General features: G+C 71.6%; 18 protein-coding genes. 5 read left to right on the forward strand and 13 right to left on the reverse strand.

The annotated features are described in order from the left end of the window. Positions 1-8: 8 nt before the first annotated feature. Genes JOM49_RS18395 through JOM49_RS18410 form a run of 4 tightly spaced genes read right to left on the reverse strand, consistent with a single transcriptional unit; the run spans position 9 to position 2,743 of the window. Positions 9-611 carry a chemotaxis protein CheB gene (locus JOM49_RS18395; RefSeq protein WP_209665505.1) on the reverse strand — a complete coding sequence of 201 codons (603 nt, stop codon included), beginning with the start codon at positions 609-611 and terminating at the stop codon, positions 9-11. Positions 612-666: 55 nt separating this feature from the next. After that, positions 667-1,653, reverse strand: coding sequence for an alpha/beta fold hydrolase (locus JOM49_RS18400; protein WP_209665506.1), 987 nt, complete (start codon positions 1,651-1,653; stop codon positions 667-669). A gap of 20 nt (positions 1,654-1,673) precedes the next feature. Next, positions 1,674-2,108: a DinB family protein gene (locus tag JOM49_RS18405; protein WP_209665507.1), complete on the reverse strand. Its 435-nt coding sequence runs from the start codon at positions 2,106-2,108 to the stop codon at positions 1,674-1,676. After that, positions 2,105-2,743, reverse strand: coding sequence for a class I SAM-dependent methyltransferase (locus tag JOM49_RS18410; RefSeq protein WP_209665508.1), 639 nt, complete (start codon positions 2,741-2,743; stop codon positions 2,105-2,107). Before JOM49_RS18410 ends, JOM49_RS18405 begins: the two co-directional genes overlap by 4 nt. A 68-nt stretch (positions 2,744-2,811) precedes the next feature. On the opposite strand from JOM49_RS18410, the gene JOM49_RS18415 reads away from it, so the two are divergent. Further along, entirely contained in the window at positions 2,812-3,381 is a 570-nt protein-coding gene (locus tag JOM49_RS18415) for a helix-turn-helix domain-containing protein (RefSeq protein ID WP_209665509.1), read from the forward strand. A 105-nt stretch (positions 3,382-3,486) separates the two neighbouring features. Here JOM49_RS18415 and JOM49_RS18420 read toward each other — a convergent pair whose 3' ends face one another. The 3 genes from JOM49_RS18420 to JOM49_RS18430 form a co-directional block, all read right to left on the reverse strand. Beyond that, entirely contained in the window at positions 3,487-5,337 is a 1,851-nt protein-coding gene (locus tag JOM49_RS18420) for a rhamnogalacturonan lyase (RefSeq protein WP_209665510.1), read from the reverse strand. A 115-nt stretch (positions 5,338-5,452) separates the two neighbouring features. Then, the gene (locus JOM49_RS18425; RefSeq protein WP_209665511.1) at positions 5,453-5,602 is read right to left on the reverse strand and encodes a hypothetical protein; all 150 of its coding nucleotides are present in this window, start codon (positions 5,600-5,602) and stop codon (positions 5,453-5,455) included. Between the two features lie 5 nt (positions 5,603-5,607). Then, a complete protein-coding gene (locus JOM49_RS18430) occupies positions 5,608-6,513 on the reverse strand; it encodes a LysR family transcriptional regulator (protein ID WP_209665513.1) in 906 nt (301 codons plus the stop codon). A 175-nt stretch (positions 6,514-6,688) separates the two neighbouring features. Between JOM49_RS18430 and JOM49_RS18435 the strand changes: the two genes are divergently transcribed. After that, a complete protein-coding gene (locus tag JOM49_RS18435; RefSeq protein ID WP_245370540.1) occupies positions 6,689-7,030 on the forward strand; it encodes a YciI family protein in 342 nt (113 codons plus the stop codon). 8 nt (positions 7,031-7,038) lie between these two features. Here JOM49_RS18435 and JOM49_RS18440 read toward each other — a convergent pair whose 3' ends face one another. From JOM49_RS18440 to JOM49_RS18465, 6 genes are all read right to left on the reverse strand, one after another. Next, positions 7,039-7,365, reverse strand: a complete 327-nt coding sequence (locus tag JOM49_RS18440) for a DUF3140 domain-containing protein (protein ID WP_209665516.1) — start codon at positions 7,363-7,365, stop codon at positions 7,039-7,041. Further along, positions 7,323-8,357 (reverse strand): patatin-like phospholipase family protein, encoded by a 1,035-nt coding sequence (locus tag JOM49_RS18445; RefSeq protein WP_308158780.1) that lies wholly within the window; start codon positions 8,355-8,357, stop codon positions 7,323-7,325. Before JOM49_RS18445 ends, JOM49_RS18440 begins: the two co-directional genes overlap by 43 nt. Before the next feature lie 152 nt (positions 8,358-8,509). Then, on the reverse strand, positions 8,510-9,142 hold the full coding sequence (locus JOM49_RS18450) for an NUDIX hydrolase (protein WP_209665518.1): 633 nt from the start codon (positions 9,140-9,142) through the stop codon (positions 8,510-8,512). Further along, on the reverse strand, positions 9,139-10,338 hold the full coding sequence (locus JOM49_RS18455) for an adenylosuccinate synthetase (RefSeq protein WP_308158781.1): 1,200 nt from the start codon (positions 10,336-10,338) through the stop codon (positions 9,139-9,141). Before JOM49_RS18455 ends, JOM49_RS18450 begins: the two co-directional genes overlap by 4 nt. After that, entirely contained in the window at positions 10,335-11,309 is a 975-nt protein-coding gene (locus tag JOM49_RS18460; protein WP_209665520.1) for a hypothetical protein, read from the reverse strand. The genes JOM49_RS18455 and JOM49_RS18460 overlap by 4 nt, the downstream gene beginning before the upstream one ends. A 2-nt stretch (positions 11,310-11,311) precedes the next feature. After that, positions 11,312-12,292 (reverse strand): adenylate cyclase, encoded by a 981-nt coding sequence (locus JOM49_RS18465; protein ID WP_209665522.1) that lies wholly within the window; start codon positions 12,290-12,292, stop codon positions 11,312-11,314. 380 nt (positions 12,293-12,672) lie between these two features. On the opposite strand from JOM49_RS18465, the gene JOM49_RS18470 reads away from it, so the two are divergent. The 3 genes from JOM49_RS18470 to JOM49_RS18480 are packed head-to-tail and all read left to right on the forward strand — an operon-like array spanning position 12,673 to position 15,339. Further along, on the forward strand, positions 12,673-13,509 hold the full coding sequence (locus JOM49_RS18470) for a DUF4097 family beta strand repeat-containing protein (RefSeq protein WP_209665524.1): 837 nt from the start codon (positions 12,673-12,675) through the stop codon (positions 13,507-13,509). Positions 13,510-13,543: 34 nt separating this feature from the next. Further along, positions 13,544-14,530: an ATP-binding cassette domain-containing protein gene (locus JOM49_RS18475; RefSeq protein ID WP_209665526.1), complete on the forward strand. Its 987-nt coding sequence runs from the start codon at positions 13,544-13,546 to the stop codon at positions 14,528-14,530. Further along, a complete protein-coding gene (locus tag JOM49_RS18480; RefSeq protein ID WP_209665528.1) occupies positions 14,527-15,339 on the forward strand; it encodes an ABC transporter permease in 813 nt (270 codons plus the stop codon). Before JOM49_RS18475 ends, JOM49_RS18480 begins: the two co-directional genes overlap by 4 nt.

Below are 15,339 nucleotides of genomic sequence, written 5' to 3' on the forward strand. Positions count from 1 at the left end.
AGGGACGGTCAAGCGCCGCCGTGTTCGGTGACGTGGTGCCGGATGGCTTCGGCGATGGCGGACAGGGGGAGGACGTCGTGCACCAGGGTGGTGTCGATGGCGGCCGAGGGCATGCCGAAGTGGGCGGAGCTGGCTTTGTCCTGGGCGAGGATCCGGCCGCCGCAGTGGGCGATGGCGCGGATGCCCGATTGGGCGTCGGTGCCCCGGCCGGTGAGCACCACGGCCAGCGCCCGCGGCCCGCAGGTCACCGCGAGGGTGGCCAGCAGCAGGTCCGCGGACGGCCGGGCGGGCGGTAGCGAATCGGAGTCGATCAGGCCGATCCGGGCTTCGGAGGTGACCAGCAGGTGCCGCGCCGGTGGGGCGACGAGCACCGTGCCGGTGCTCAGCTCGTCGTTGTTGCGCGCCGCCCGCACGGTCAGGCCGGTCCGCTGGTCGAGGATGGCGGCGAGTTCGCTGTGCCGGGCCGGTTCCAGGTGCTGGGCGACCAGCAGCGCGGCGGGCAGGTCCGCCGGCAGCGGCGCCAGCACCCGGGACAGGGCGTCGAGCCCGCCGGCCGAGGTGACCAGCGCGATCACCGGGAACCGCAGCGCGTACGGGTCGGTGGCGGTCATGGCCGGTCGTTCGCCTCGGTGAGCATTGACCGACGCTACTGGCTCCGGCGACCGTTCAGGAGCCCGGCGCCAGGAAGTCGACCAATTCTTCGGTGACGAACCGCGGGTTCTCCTCGGCCAGCCAGTGCCCGGCGCCGGGGACCTCGACGGCACGGGAGATCGTGCCGATCCGGGGCGCCACCGTGGCCCGCGTGGGTTCCAGCAGGCCTTGCGCGGTCATCAGCAGGGTCGGGGTGCTGATCGGCGTGGCCGCGGTGTTGGCGCGAACATCCTGGTCCAGCGTGCGGTATAGCTCGAAGCCGCCGTGGAGCACCTCGGGCCGGGCATAGGTGCGGGCGTATTCGTCGACCTCGGCGTCGTCGAACGGCGGAGCCGCTCCAGGGCCGCCGAAAGCCGTGCCGCCGAACGCGACCTGGGGGTAGAACAGCGCGAGGTAGTCGCGGACGTCGTCGGCGACGACGGCCTCGGGGACCCGCGGCTGGGAGTGGAACGCGATGTGCCAGCTCAGCCCGCGGTACCCGGCGGCGTCGAGCGCGGGACCGGGCAGCGGCAGGTCCAGGTAGGCGAGCCGGTCGACGTCGTCCGGGAACTGCGCGGCGTACTGGAAGGCGACGGCGGCGCCGAGGTCGTGCCCGGCGATCCGCGCGTCGCGGATCCCGAGCCGGTCGGCGACGAGGGTGTGCAGGTAGCGGGCGAGCGTGGCCTTGTCGTAGCTGGGTGGCGCGCCCGTGCTGTCGCCGAGGCCGGGCAGGTCGAGCGCGTAGACGGTGAAGTGCTCGGCCAGCGCGGGCATGATGCCGCGCCAGCTGTACCAGGTCTGCGGCCAGCCGTGCAGCAACACCAGCGCCGGGCCATGGCCGCCGGTGACGTAGTGCAGGCGCACGCCGTCGACGTCGGCGAATTCGTGCCGGAAGCGCTCGGTGAACTCGGTGTCGCCGCGGGTCGCGGCCTCGTGCTCGGCGACCGGCTCTGGTGCCGGACCGCACGCGGTGAGCAGCAGGAGGGTCGCGGCCAGTGCGGCGAGGGCGCGTCGGGGGTGCATCAGGGGTGCCTTTCGGGTGGTCAACGGCCGCGGGTGCCGTCGATGAGCTCGCGCAGGATGTCGGCGTGCCCGGCGTGGCGGGCGGTTTCCTCGATCAGGTGGGTCAGCCGCCAGCGCAGGCCGGCGGCGGGCAGTCCGGCGATGGCTTCGTTGGCCCGGGCGCCGGTGTCCCGGTAGGCGGCGAGGACGTCTTCGGCGGTCTCGTCCGGCGCCGGGTGGAAGGTGGCTTTCCAGTCGGAGACCGGTTCTCCGAGCAGCCAGTGCCGTTCGACGTGGGTGAGGTGCTTGACCAGCCCGAGCAGGTTGGTCCCGGACGCCACCCCCGGCGTGCGGACCTGGGGTTCGGGCACTCCCTCGGCTTTCGCGGCCACCGACGCGCGCAGGTAGTCCAGGAAGCCCACGAGGACGTCCTTCTCGCCGGGGCCGGTCCTGGGCGGACCCTGGTCCCGGCTCATCCGCGTGCTTCCGGGCCGCGGCGCACGACCAGCACGTGATCGGTGACGGTCGCGGTCTGGCCGCCCGGGCCGGTCGCCCGCCGTCGTGGCTGGTCCGCCCGCTCGACGGACCACTCCCGCGGGTCCAGGTCGAGTTCGGCGGCCACCTCGGCGGGTGTGGCGAAGTGCGCGTCAGGGTCCTGGTTCCACGACCACGGCGCAGCGGAGCCGTGGTCGACGACCACCAGCCGTCCACCCGGGCGCAGGGCGTTCGCCGCGGTGCGCAACACCTCGGCCCGCGGGAGGTCGAAGGGCGTGTGCAGGTAGTGGGCGGAGATCAGGTCGAAGGTGCCGGATGGGAAGTCCACGGCCAGGTCCACCTGCACGGCGGTGATCGGCGCGTGTTCGGCCTCGGCGCGCTCGCGCAGCGCTCGCACGGCGGTGGCGGAGATGTCGGCCGCGGTGACCTGCCATCCCCGCGCGGCCAGCCAAAGCGCGTCCGCGCCGCCGCCACAGCCCAGGTCGAGAGCCACCCCCGGCGGCAGTGACCCGGCGAGCTCGGCCAGCACGGGGTTGACCCGTCCGGACGGTCGTTTCGTGCGGTAGTGCTCGTTCCAGAAGCGGGTCGCTTCGTCCACAGTGGTCTTGTCGGTCATGGTTCTCAGCTTCGCCGGGCCCCACCGCGGATTGCACGAAAACTTGCCGCCTCGGCAAGATGGGCGCCATGGCTGAGGAGATCGAGGACGCGCTGGCGGCGGTCGGCCCGCGGTTGCGCGCGTTGCGCAAGCAGCGGGGCTTCACCCTGGCGGAACTCGCGGTGACCACGGGGATCTCCGAAAGCACGCTGTCGCGGCTGGAAAGCGGCGGCCGCCGTCCGAACCTGGAACTGCTGCTGCCGCTGGCCCGGTCCTACGGGGTGCCGCTCGACGACCTCGTCGGCGCACCCCGCACCGGCGATCCGCGGATCCACCTGAAGCCGATCCACCGCTACGGCATGACCTTCGTGCCGCTGACCCGCCGGGCAGGCGGGCTGCAGGCGTTCAAGATGCTCATCCCCGCGGCCGCGGAACCGGCCGAGCCGACCCCGCAGACGCACGGCGGCTACGAATGGGTCTACGTCCTGGACGGCCGCTTGCGGCTGGTGCTCGGCGACCGCGACCTGGTCCTGCCCGCCGGGGAAGCGGCCGAGTTCGACACCGCGCTGCCCCACTTCCTGGGCACCGCGGACGGCCGTGCGGTGGAACTGCTCGTCCTCTTCGGACCGCAGGGCGAGCGGGCCCACGTCCGCGTTTGAGCACCTCCGCCGGTTTCCGCCCGCCGCTCCTGCGCCGATCGCGCTGATCGAGCCGGGCAGTGGCCGGTTGGCCGTCCGGGGCACGAACGGCCAACCGGTCCCCGGTCAACCGGCGTAGTGGATGTCCGGCCAGGGTGCGGCGGGCATCTGGTCGCCGAGGAAGAAGCTCGGGTGGGGCGGCTGGTTGTAGGCGGTGTTCTGCCAGGCGATCGCGACGCGGTACTGGGTGTCGTGCATCAGCGTCGGGATCCGGTGGGTGGTCTGGTCCGGGGTCGAGTAGATCCGCAGCGCCGAGTTGTCCGACGTGCGCCACACGACTTCTTCCCGCCAGTCACCGAACAGATCGGCGGACAGCGCCGGTGTGGCCTTGGTGCCGTTGTTCGAGGCGACGCCGGAACCGGTGAGCAGCCTGGTGTCCGAGCCGGTGCCGTACTTGTCGATCCGGGTCTGGTCGAGCAGTTCGCGCACCGGATCGCCGTCCCACCAGACCAGGAAGTTCGCCGAGGACGGCTTGCGGCCCACTCCGGAACCCTTCGGGTTGCGCAGGTCGCCGACCGCGCTGGACCACGATTCCGCGCCGGGGCTGCCCGCCCAGATGTCCGCGGACACACCGCGGCCGTTGTCCCCGGCCGGGGAGGTCTGCCACAGCCGCTGCCCGGTACGGGCGTCGGCGAACCACGACCCGGGTTTCGAGCTGTCCTCGGAGACCTTGAAGTACTCGAGCCCGGGGCGGGCCGGATCGAGGTCACCGGCGTGGGCCGCGTCGCCGTGGCCGAGGCCGGTGGTCCACAGCCCGTTGCCGTTGTCGTCGATGGCCGCGGCGCCGTAGAGGATTTCGTCACGGCCGTCGGCGTCGACATCGGCTACCGACAGCGAGTGGTTGCCCTGCCCCGCGTACCCGCCGGTGTTGTTGCTGTCGAAGGTCCACCGCTTCACCAGCTTGCCGTCGCGGAAGTCCCAGGCCGCGATCACCGCCCGCGTGTAGTACCCGCGTGCCATGATCAGGCTCGGCCGCGCACCGTCCAGATAGGCCGTCCCGGCGAGGAACCGGTCGACCCGGTTGCCGTAGCTGTCACCCCACGACGCCACGTTGCCGCGCGGCGGGTCGTAGTTCACCGTCGACATCGCCGCGCCGGTCTGCCCGTTGAACATGGTCAGGAACTCGGGCCCGGTGAGGATGTAGCCGCCGGAATTGCGGTGGTCCGCCGAGGCGTTGCCGATCACCGCGCCGGTGCCGTCCCGCGTGGCGTCCGCGGTCTTCATGGCCACTTCGGCCTTGCCGTCGCCGTCGTAGTCGTAGACCTGGAACTGGGTGTAGTGGGCGCCCGCGCGGATGTTGCGGCCGAGATCGATGCGCCACAGGCGGGTGCCGTCCAGGCGATAGGCGTCGACGAGCACGTTGTCGGTGTAGCCGGACTGCGAATTGTCCTTGGCGTTGGCCGGTTCCCACTTCACCACGAACTCGTAGTCACCGTCGCCGTCGAGATCGCCGACGCTCGCGTCGTTCGCGTTGTAGGAACCGGACGGCCGTTGCAGCGGCACGTCGCGGTAGCCGTTGGCGAAGGACAGCGACGCGCCGGAATCCGGTTGTTCGGCGCCGTCGATCACCGCGCGCACGGTGTAGACGGCCCCGGCCGGGCCGCCGGCGTCGAGGTGGTTGGTGGCACCGGTGAGCGGCGAGCCGTTCACCTTGGTGCCGCCGCGGTAGACGTTGAACGCGACGTTCTGCGGATCACCGCCCAGCAGTCGCCAGCCGACCAGGTTGCCCGAGCCACCGCGGACGCTGACCAGGCCGCGGTCGAGGCGTTCGGCCTGCCGCTTGCCCGCCGGTTCCGCGAGTGGTTCGCCCAGGGCGGGGCTGCCCGTCACCACCAGGCCACCGGCCAGCAGCGGGACCAGCAGTGCCCGGACGGCACGAGTCACCCCGCCGGAGTACCGATCGAATGCGTACACCATTTCGCTCCTCATCACAGGCGTCGTTGCCAGGGATGGGAGCGCTCCCAAAATCAGGCTAGCAGCTCCGGGGGTGGCTTTGGAAGCGCTTTCAGGCGAGTGGCGTACCGCTGCGCGGTCAGTCGAAGGGCACGACTTCGCCGTGGCGGACGAGTTCGCCGCAGTGCCCGGGCTCGCCGGGCTCGAGCGCGAGGTCCAGCAGGGCGACGGCGACCTGCCGGTCCACTTCGTCCGAAGTGGCCGGTCCGGAGAACCGCCGGTGGAGCACGGGTGTCAGCCGGGACCGACTTCGGTGGCGACGCGCTGGGCGAGGTGACGCAGCCAGATGTGCCCGGCGTCCTGGGTGTGCACCGGGTGCCACCAGAGCGCTTCCTGCAGGGGGACGGCGTGGAACGGGCACGGCAGGGGACGCACGCCCGGCATGGGCACGCGTTCGGCCAGGCGCTGCTGGATCATCGCGACCCGGCGGGTCCCGGCGACCAGCGCGGGCAGCAGGTGGAACAAGGGCACGGAGACGTCCACGCGCGGGCTGATGCCGAGCATGCTGAGCTGCCGGGTGATCGGCGCGTCGTACGCCCGCTGGTAGACCGCCCACGGCAGGCGGGCGAGGTGGTCGAGGGTCAGCTCGCCGGTGACCTCGGGGTGGTCGTCGGCGACCAGGCACACCCACTGGTCGGCGAACAGCTCGATGGCCGGGAAGTCGTCGATCACCCCGTGCGGCAGCAGCAGGCCGTCGACCGTGCTGAGCAGCGTGGGCAGGTTCTCCATGAGCAGGGGCGAGGTCTGCTGGAACGTCAGCCGGGCGCCGGGTGCCTCCCGGTGCAGGGCGCGGGCCAGCGCCACGCCGAACACCGTGGCGCCGTAGTCGGAGCTGATCAGGGTGAACTCCCGGGTCTCGCTGCCGGGATCGAACTCGGCCTGGGTGGCGAACACGCGCTCCAGCACGTCGCACGCGGCGGCGCTGCGGTCGCGCAGGGCCGCGCCCAGCGGCGTCAGCTCGTAGCGCGAACCGACGCGGGAGAGCAGCTGGTCGTCGAAGTGGCGGCGCAACCGGGCCAGCGCCGCGCTCATCGCCGGCTGCGTCAGCCCGACCCGCTCGCCCGCCCTGGTGACGTTGCGTTCTTCCAGCAGCGCACGCAGGGCGACCACGAGGTTGAGGTCCAGGCTGGACAGGTTCACCGCACCTCCAGGCATTCATCACGTGAATGACACCTATTCAGGGCATTCATTGCCCTGATCACGCCGGGCTGGGTCAGGGTAGCCCGTTCCCGCGAGGAATTCCGGCCTAACCTGAGGAGGTGGAACTGATCGACTACGGCGACTTCCGCGACATCCCGGAGACCACGTGAAGTACATGATCCTCGTCTACGGCTCGCAGCAGGCCTACGACGAACTGGCGGGCGACACCGAGGCGATCGACCGGTTCCTCGCCGAGTTCACCGGTGGCCTCGCCGAGACGGGAGAGCTGGTCGACGCGCAGGGGCTCAGCGCACCGGCGTCGGCGCGTGAGGTGCGTTTGCGCGCCGGGGTCCCGGTCATCACCGACGGGCCCTACGCGGAAACCGAAGAGGTACTGGCCGGGTACTGGATCGTCGACTGCGCGAGCCCCGAACGCGCCACCGAGATCGCCACGGCGCTGAGCCGCGCCCCCGGCCCGCCTTCGCGCCTGGGCACGGTGATCCGGCCGCTCGCCTGAAGCCGCGGCTACTTCTTCTTCACCGGGTCGTGGCCCCAGTTCATCAGCGAATACCGCCAGGTGGTCTCCCGCACGTCCCCCGACGGGCGCTGCGCGAGGTGCCGGTGGACGTAGCCGACCACCTTGCGCATGTGGGCGTGGTCGTCGTCGGTGAGGTCGGCCTTCTTGGTGCGCAGGAGCTTCACGATCCGCCGCCCGGACTCGTGCCCGATCGACTCGCCGCCCTTGTGCTGCCCCGAGTTCTTCGAATCCTCGGTCTCCAGCCAGTCGGACAGCTCCTTCGGCGTCATGTTCACCGCGTCGTCGAATTCCCGCTGGGTCTGCTCCCGGTCCATGCCGCGCGGCTACCCCCGGCCGCCGCGGCTACACCGCCCAACCGGGTCATCACCACCTCACGGCCCACTTCGAAGGCGGTGCGCAGCCTGCGGCCGTCCGACTCGAGGCGGCTGACGCGCTGGGACGCGTCCGGCGGCCGGATCGAGAGCAGCGCGGGACCGTCGTGGTCCTCATCGGTGTCGTAGCGCGCGAGCAGCAGGTCCGCTTCGGCGAGGCGCGCGTCCCCGGAGAGGAAGACGGTCCGCAGCTCGCCCGAGTAGCCGCGCATGCCGAACCGGGCGACCAGGCGGTAGCCGAGCGACGGCCGTTCCCGTTCGGGCGCGCGGTCCACCAGGCGCCGCGAACGCAGGACGAGCACGTGGGTGGCGCCGTCCCGCAGGGCCTGGTGGAACGGGATCGACTCGGCCACCCCGGCGTCGTAGTAGCGGTCGGGCCCGATCGCCACCGGCCGCCCGGCGAGCACGGGCATCGCCGCGCTGGCCCGCAGGGCGAGCCGCAGCGCGCGCTCGTCGTCGAGGCGGCCGTGCAGGTCCACCGGGGCGCCGGAGGTGACGTCGGTGGCCAGCGGGTGGAACTCGATCGGGTTCGCCAGCACGGACGGGTAGTCGAGCGGGAACTGGCTGGTGTAGACGACCTCGACGAGCTGCTCCACGTCGACGACCGGCCGGAACCGCAGCAGGTTGCGACGGCGGATCAACGCCCGCGCGAAAGCCGGGTCGGTCCAGCCGCGCAACCCCTGCGGACGGCTGCTGAGCAGCCACGCCCCGGAGATCGAGCCCGCCGACGAGCCGTACACCGCGTCGAACAGCGGCAGCAGCCCGAGTTCTTCGAGCGCCGACGCCATGCCCGCCGAGACCGTGCCGCGCATGCCGCCGCCCTCGATGGCCAGCGCCACGCGCTGCCCGTCCTGGCGGGCTCCCGGCAGGCTGCCCGAGGCCGCCCGCTCCGCGAGCACCGACAGCAGCCGGTGTTCGTTGTTCCCGATCTCCACCTGGACGCTCCTCCGCTGTTGACCTTGCTCTGCCCAGTATCACGAAAACGGGCGCGCGGGCGGCGGTGGCTGTTCCACTGTGCTGCAGGACGAACGTGGTGATCGGGGTGCTCGGTCGGCGTCCGCAAGTCCAGGAAGGACCGCTGAGGGCGTCATTCCCAGCGCCACAGCGAAGGCGGACGGCCGCCCTTGGGCAGGGCGGCGGCGTGCTCGGCGGTCCGCCGCAGGCCGGGCAGCCGTTCCATGGTCCGCCCCAGGTTGGCCGGGTACGGGCGGTCGCCGGTCAGCGCCTCGGTGGCGTCGAGCGCCTGCGCGGTGGTGAACCCGGTGCCCATCAACCCGGCGGTGAACTCGCGGTCGCGCCACAGCCGGTCGGCCAGCAGCGGACGGCAGTCCGCGACGATCCGGTTGTGGTCGAACGCCAGCGCGGGCACCTCGTCCAGGCGGCACCACACCACGTCCGCACCACCGCCGGGCGCGGGTTTCGCGGTCGCCCACAACGCGATGGACAGCGTCGGGCCGCGCGGGTCACGGGACGGCTCGTCGAAGGTGGTGAGCTGGCCCGTGCCCGTCAGCGCGTCCGACTGCAGCCCGAGTTTGCTGACCACCGCCCGGCTGCCCGCCTCCCGCAGCCGCTCCCCAAGCCCGAGCAGCACTCCGGGCAGCGCGAGTTCGCCGGCGAACGGCTCGGCGGCTCGCGGCGCGACTCCCAGCAGTACGGTCCGCGCACCCGGGTCGAACCGCACGACCAGCACGTCCACGGACACCGGCGTCGACTGAATCACCCGCAGATTGTGACCGGCACCCGGCTCGGCCGCGCAACCCGGTAGTCCGCGCGATCCGGCCCGTACCCGGTGACCGCGACCGGCAGCCGGGCACCGAACCAGGCCAGCGGATCGGTCAGCTCGACGGCGGGGGAGCCGTGGTCGAGCACGACCCGCGGCCGGTCGGCGTCGAGGTGGGTCACCGCGAGCGCGTCCACGCCGTCGCAGGCCGCGATCGCGTAGTCCAGCAGCGTCGCGTCGAGGTGGCCTGCCCGCCAGGCACCCTGGTACTCCCCGGCGCCGTTGTGGGCTTCGGGGTAGCGGGCGAGCACGGCGGGGTCCTCGGTCGGGAACGGCCCGGCGCCGTGCCGGGTGTGGTAGGTCCGCACGACGCCCAGCACGGTGTGCGGGCGCCCGGCCAGCAGCTCGCGGGCGTTGTGCGGGGTCGTGGTGGACCAGGTGGTGTGCGGGTGGAACCCGTGGTGCTGGTCGAGGAGCACGCCCTGCGCGCCTTCGAACACCACCCGGCCGCGGTCGGCCAGCCGCCCGGTCTCCTCGCCGTCGGTGATCCGCACCGCGGCGGCGAAGTCGCGGTACAGCGCCACGAGTTCGTCGACGCTGTGCCGCGGGGTGGCGAGCGGGGCGTAGAACCGCGCGAGGGCGTCGAGCTTGCGCCGCAGCACGGCCGGGCGGGCGCAGTCCGCGACCGTGGGTGCCTCGCCCGGTTCACCGAGTACTTCCTGCCCTTCCACCACGTCCCCGGGATTCGCGGCGCGCAGCAGCGAGTACCAGACGGTTTCGCCGATGCCCTTCCCGCACGAACCGTGCCGTGCCTGGCCGCGGGCGTCCTCGCGGGCCCGGTTGGCGTGGATGTGGAACGGCGTGGTGAGCAGCGCCCGGCCGTCCACGCTCAGCAGGGCCAGCGGATTCCGGATTCCGGCTGCTTCGAGCTGCCGCGCTTCGGTGGCCAGCGCGAACGGCTCGACCAGGACGAAGTGCGACAGGTGGGTGGGCACGCCGGCGAACGTGCCCGCCCCGAACTGGCTGAACGTGTGGTGCCGCCCGTCGGCGACGACGTTGTGCGCGGCCTGCGCGCCACCGTTGAAGCGGACGACGGCGGTGGTGGGCCGGCCCGCGCAGAGGGCGTCGACCACGGCGCCCTTGCCCTCGTCGCCGAAGCCGAGCCCGGCCACCACCACGTGCCCGTCGAGGTTCACCGCAGCACCACGTCGTCGGGACCGCCCGCGTCGGGCACCGCCGAGGTGACCGCAGGCCGCGTGCCCAGCCGGGCCAGCGCCTTGCCGACCGCCGCGCCCTCCGCGGCCGAGCCGATGTCGGCGAGGTCGGCCAGTGCCTGGTCCACGTCGACGACCTGTTCCTCCAGGCCGATCGTGGCCGCGATCAGCTCGCACACCGCGCCGGGGTCCTCGAGCTTGAGGAAGTTCTGCCCGAGCAGGCCGCTCCAGTGCTCGCCGATCTCCGGGTCGCGGAAGTACGACGACTGGTTGGGCAGCACGTAGAAGACGTGCCACTTGCGGGCCAGTTCCCGGTACACCGACGCGGGATCGATGTCCTGGTGCACGTCGTCGCCGATGACGCGGCGCACGTGCTTCGCCTGCAGCGCGGGCTTGTTCAGCTCGTCGCCGATGATGAACAGGTAGCCCTTGCGGCCGCGTTTGCGCCACGCGTCGGTGACCACGTGCCGCGCCATGAAGTAGGCGGCCAGTTCGTACGATTCGCTCTTCTGCCCGCCGCCACCGCCTTCGAGGAAGATCGTGCGCAGCTGCTCGTCCATCCGGTTGTCCGACTCGAACTGCCCGACCTGCAACGGCACCCGGTCGCTGTCGGCGTCCCCGATCGCGCCGAAGAGCACCTGCGGGTCGGCCAGGTAACCCTTGCGCTTGAGCAGCCCGTGCAGCTTGCCGAGCTTGCCCTGCATGATCCGCGGCACCCGGCGCATCGAGCCGGTGACGTCGAACAGCACCGCGATCGGGGTCGAATCGCCGTGGTCGGCCGAGTCGCGGCACTCCCTGGTCGCGTTGCGCGGGTTGAGCGCCGCCGCGACCTTCCACTTGTTCGCGGGCTTGGCGCGCAGGTTCGCGGTGTAGCCGAAGTCGTCCTCGCCCTTGGCGGCGCGGAAGGTCTTCGCCGCGGCGTAGGCGTTGTCGTCCCAGTGTCCGTATCCCATTTTCAGGCTCCTGTCTCGGGGATTTCGAAAGGCCGGAAGGTGCGCGGGCCGTACAGCTCGTCGAGCAGTTCGTCGTACTCGTCGAGCAGGCCGGCCGCGTCGGGCCGTTGTGCCGGTGCGTCCTGCGCGCACCAGGCGGCGAAGGTGCGCTGCCGGGTTTCCCCCGGTGCCAGCAGATCCGCCATCATCGTGTGGAGCATGTGGACGTCGGTGGCCGTGGTCACCGGCTGTCCGTTGTGGACTTCCGGCGGGTAGGGCACCGAGTTGTCCACCGCTGTCGGCAGTTCGCCGTGGCGCACGGCGAAGGACCAGCCGACGAGCACGATCCCGTGTTGTTCCGGGTGGACCAGCACGTTGTCCGCGGTGAGGTGCCCGTGCACCACCCCCGCGCGGTGCGCCCCCGCCACCGCGCGCAGCAGGCGGCGGTGCATCCAGGCGTAGTCACGGCCGTCGAGGCCGCCGGGGAAGGCCTTCTTGATGGCGGCGAGGGTGGTGAACCCGTCGACGAGCGGCTCCAGCACGGTGAACGCGCGGTCGCCGCGCGCCACCGGGCCGGACGTGTCGATCAGGCGCGGGTAGTAGGGCCGCAGCCACCGGTGCCGCTCGGTCAGGTCGTCGAGTGCGCGCAGCGCCGTCCACTCGGCGTGGATCAACGGGTTGAGCGCCGGGTTGCGGACGAGTTTGACCAGGTGCGGCCCGGTGGTGCGGTAGGTCGTCGCGACGCTGCCCACCGCGTGCGGGCGGGTCAGGGTGTAGGCCGAGGTCGCTGTGGTGACCGTCTGGTGGCGCAGGCGCTTCCAGTCGTCGTAGAGGCGATTGAGCGTCGCCGCTGCCTCGTGGGCACGCGCGTCGCCGGGATTGCGGTCGGGGTGGAGGACGGCGGCCAGTTCGCGGTAGCGCCGGTGTGCGGTCGCGGCGTCGAACAGGTCGGCGGCACGGACCGCGTTCTCGACCAGCGCTACGGCTTCGTCCCTCGTGAGCATGGTTTGAGTCTAGAAGACTCTTACTCGGTTTGGCAAGCGACTCGGGCCGGGCGCAGTCTGGCGCCAAGTAGTGCCACTCGGCGCCATTCGCTGGTGTGTGGCAGCGCTGACGCCAGGACTCCGTGGCTGGATTGGCCGAAATCTGTCGCTGGTGGCGCCGGTGTTTTGCCTGTTCATGGGCGCTTTCGGGCACTCGAAGCCATGTTGGCATCGGTCAAGATGTCAGAGTGGCTTGTCTGTGGTGCCATGCGTGTGCCATAGTGATGCCATGCAGTTGAGGCCGGACGTGGAGGCCGCCGCGGCGGCCCCGCCGTAGGCCACCGCGAACCACACACCAAAAGCACGAAAAACGCCGAACACAAACCTCAAAGGGGACCGTCATGCCCGTTTTCGAAACTCCGCAGCCGATCACCGCCACCCTCGAGATCGGCGTCGGCGAGGTGCGGCTCAGCGCGAGCGACCGGACCGACACGCTGGTCGAGGTGCACCCGACCGATCCGGCCGACGAGTCGGACGTCAAGGCCGCGAGCCAGACCCGCGTCGACTACACCGACGGCCGCCTGCGGATCACCGGCCCGAAGTACGGCCCGTTCGACTTCTCGAAGAAGTCCCGGTCCGTCATCGTGACGGTCGAACTGCCTTCGGGTTCCCGGGTGCGCGGCGACTTGGCGCTGGGGGACTTCCACGGCACCGGACGACTCGGTGAGTGCCGGGTGCGGACCGCCGCCGGGCACGTCCGCCTGGACCGGACCGCGCAGCTGTGGGTGAAGACCGCCGCGGGCCACGTCGAAGTCGGCCACGTGGAGGGCGACGCGGAGATCAGCACCGGCTCCGGCCGGGTGTCGCTCGGCGAGGTCGAGGGCACGAGCGTGGTCAAGAACTCCAACGGCCACACCAAGATCCACGAGGTCTCCGGGCAGGCCAAGGTCCGCGCGGCCAACGGCGACATCTCCGTGGACCGCGCGGGCGCCGGCGTCGACGCGGAATCGAGCAACGGCAGCATCGTCGTCGGCGAGGCCTCCCAGGGCCTGATCGTGCTCACCACCTCGCTGGGCGACCTGGAGGTCGGCATCGCCGGCACCACCACCGCCCGGCTCGAACTGGACACCGGCCTCGGCCGCGTGCACAACTCCCTCGCCACCTCCTCGACCTCGGGCAACGCCGTGGACGTCCGCGCCCACACCAAGTTCGGTGACATCACCGTCCGCTCCGCCTGACCCCGAACCACTTGTGCTGAAAGGAAAAGACCAGATGACCACGAGGCTTTCCCCGCCCGCCATCACGGCGACCGGGCTGTGCAAGTCCTTCGGGGACAAGACCGTGCTCGACGGCATCGACCTGAACGTGCCGCGCGGCACCGTGTTCGCGCTGCTGGGCGCGAACGGCGCCGGCAAGACCACCGCGGTGAAGATCCTCTCCACGTTGATCAACGCCGACCGCGGCACCGCGACGGTCGCCGGGCACGACGTGGCGGGCGACCCGGACGGGGTGCGGTCCTCGATCGGGGTCACCGGGCAGTTCTCCGCGGTGGACAACCTGCTCACCGGTGAGGAAAACCTGATCCTGATGGCGAAGCTGAACCTGATCGGGCGCGCCGGGCGCAAGCAGGTCGCCGCCGAACTGCTCGAGCGCTTCGACCTCACCGAGGCGGGGAAGAAGGCCGTGTCGACCTACTCCGGTGGCATGCGGCGGCGGCTCGACCTGGCGATGACCCTGGTCGGCAGCCCGCGGGTGATCTTCCTCGACGAGCCGACCACCGGGCTGGACCCGCGCAGCCGCCGCGGGCTGTGGCAGATCGTGCGCGACCTGGTCGCCGACGGCGTCACCATCTTCCTGACCACGCAGTACCTGGAAGAGGCCGACGAACTGGCCGACCGGATCGCCGTGCTCGACCACGGCCGGCTGGTCGCCGAAGGCACCCCGGACGAGCTCAAGCGCCGCATCCCCGGCGGGCACGTGGAGTTCCGCTTCGCCGACGTCCACGGGTTCGACACCGCCGTGCGTGCCGTCGGCTCCGGCACCCCGGACCCGGAAACGCTGACCCTGCGCGTGCCCAGCGACGGCAGCCTGCGCTCGCTGAAGGCCCTGATCGACCGCCTCGACGCCGACACCCTCGAGGTCGACCAGCTCAGCCTGCACACCCCCGACCTCGACGACGTCTTCCTCGCCCTGACCGGCACCGGCAACACCACCCAGCCCGCCACCCGGCCCGCGACCCAGAAAGCGACCACCCGATGAGCACCCTCACCGCCCCGCGCACCGTCCGCTCGCGTGCGCTGACCGACTCGGCGACCATGCTGGGCCGCAACCTCAAGCACATCCTGCGTTACCCGTCGATGACGGTGATGCTCCTCGGCATGCCGATCATCTTCCTGCTGCTGTTCGTCTACGTCTTCGGCGGCACGCTGGGAGCCGGGCTCGGCGGCGCGTCCGGGGGACGCGCGGAGTACGTCAACTACGTGGTACCCGCGATCATCCTGATGTCGGTCTCCAGCGCGGTGCAGGGCACCGCGGTCTCGGTCGCGATGGACATGACCGAGGGCATCATCGCCCGGTTCCGCACCATGCCGATCGCCAGGGTGTCGGTGCTGACCGGGCACGTGCTGGGCAGTGTCATCCAGACGATGCTCATCGTCGGCGCGGTGCTCGGCGTGGCCCTGCTGATCGGGTTCGACCCCGCGGCGGGCCTCGGTGACTGGTTCGCCGCCGGCGGGGTGACGCTGGCGCTGGCCTTCTCGCTGACCTGGCTGGCCGTCGCGCTGGGGCAGGCCAGTGGCAGCGTCGAGACCGCGAGCAACGTCGGCCTGCCGCTGGTGCTGCTGCCCTTCCTCGGCAGCGGGTTCGTCCCGACCGACTCGATGCCGGGGGCGATCCGCTGGTTCGCCGAGTACCAGCCCTTCACCCCGATCATCGACTCCCTGCGGGGCCTGCTGATGGGCACCCCGGTGGGCAACAGTGTCTACTTCGCCCTCGGGTGGTGCCTGGTCATCGGGCTGGGCGGCTACCTGTGGTCGAAGAAGCTGTACAACCGCGAGTACGCCCGCTGA

The organism is Amycolatopsis magusensis, from assembly GCF_017875555.1.
Classification (GTDB): domain Bacteria; phylum Actinomycetota; class Actinomycetes; order Mycobacteriales; family Pseudonocardiaceae; genus Amycolatopsis; species Amycolatopsis magusensis.

Coding starts and splice junctions, on each gene's coding strand:
- JOM49_RS18395 (WP_209665505.1), bottom strand. CDS start 611: ATGACCGCCACCGACCCGTACGCGCTGCGGTTCCCGGTGATCGCGCTG.
- JOM49_RS18400 (WP_209665506.1), bottom strand. CDS start 1,653: ATGCACCCCCGACGCGCCCTCGCCGCACTGGCCGCGACCCTCCTGCTG.
- JOM49_RS18405 (WP_209665507.1), bottom strand. CDS start 2,108: ATGAGCCGGGACCAGGGTCCGCCCAGGACCGGCCCCGGCGAGAAGGAC.
- JOM49_RS18410 (WP_209665508.1), bottom strand. CDS start 2,743: ATGACCGACAAGACCACTGTGGACGAAGCGACCCGCTTCTGGAACGAG.
- JOM49_RS18415 (WP_209665509.1), top strand. CDS start 2,812: ATGGCTGAGGAGATCGAGGACGCGCTGGCGGCGGTCGGCCCGCGGTTG.
- JOM49_RS18420 (WP_209665510.1), bottom strand. CDS start 5,337: ATGGTGTACGCATTCGATCGGTACTCCGGCGGGGTGACTCGTGCCGTC.
- JOM49_RS18435 (WP_245370540.1), top strand. CDS start 6,689: ATGATCCTCGTCTACGGCTCGCAGCAGGCCTACGACGAACTGGCGGGC.
- JOM49_RS18440 (WP_209665516.1), bottom strand. CDS start 7,365: ATGGACCGGGAGCAGACCCAGCGGGAATTCGACGACGCGGTGAACATG.
- JOM49_RS18460 (WP_209665520.1), bottom strand. CDS start 11,309: ATGGGATACGGACACTGGGACGACAACGCCTACGCCGCGGCGAAGACC.
- JOM49_RS18465 (WP_209665522.1), bottom strand. CDS start 12,292: ATGCTCACGAGGGACGAAGCCGTAGCGCTGGTCGAGAACGCGGTCCGT.
- JOM49_RS18470 (WP_209665524.1), top strand. CDS start 12,673: ATGCCCGTTTTCGAAACTCCGCAGCCGATCACCGCCACCCTCGAGATC.
- JOM49_RS18475 (WP_209665526.1), top strand. CDS start 13,544: ATGACCACGAGGCTTTCCCCGCCCGCCATCACGGCGACCGGGCTGTGC.
- JOM49_RS18480 (WP_209665528.1), top strand. CDS start 14,527: ATGAGCACCCTCACCGCCCCGCGCACCGTCCGCTCGCGTGCGCTGACC.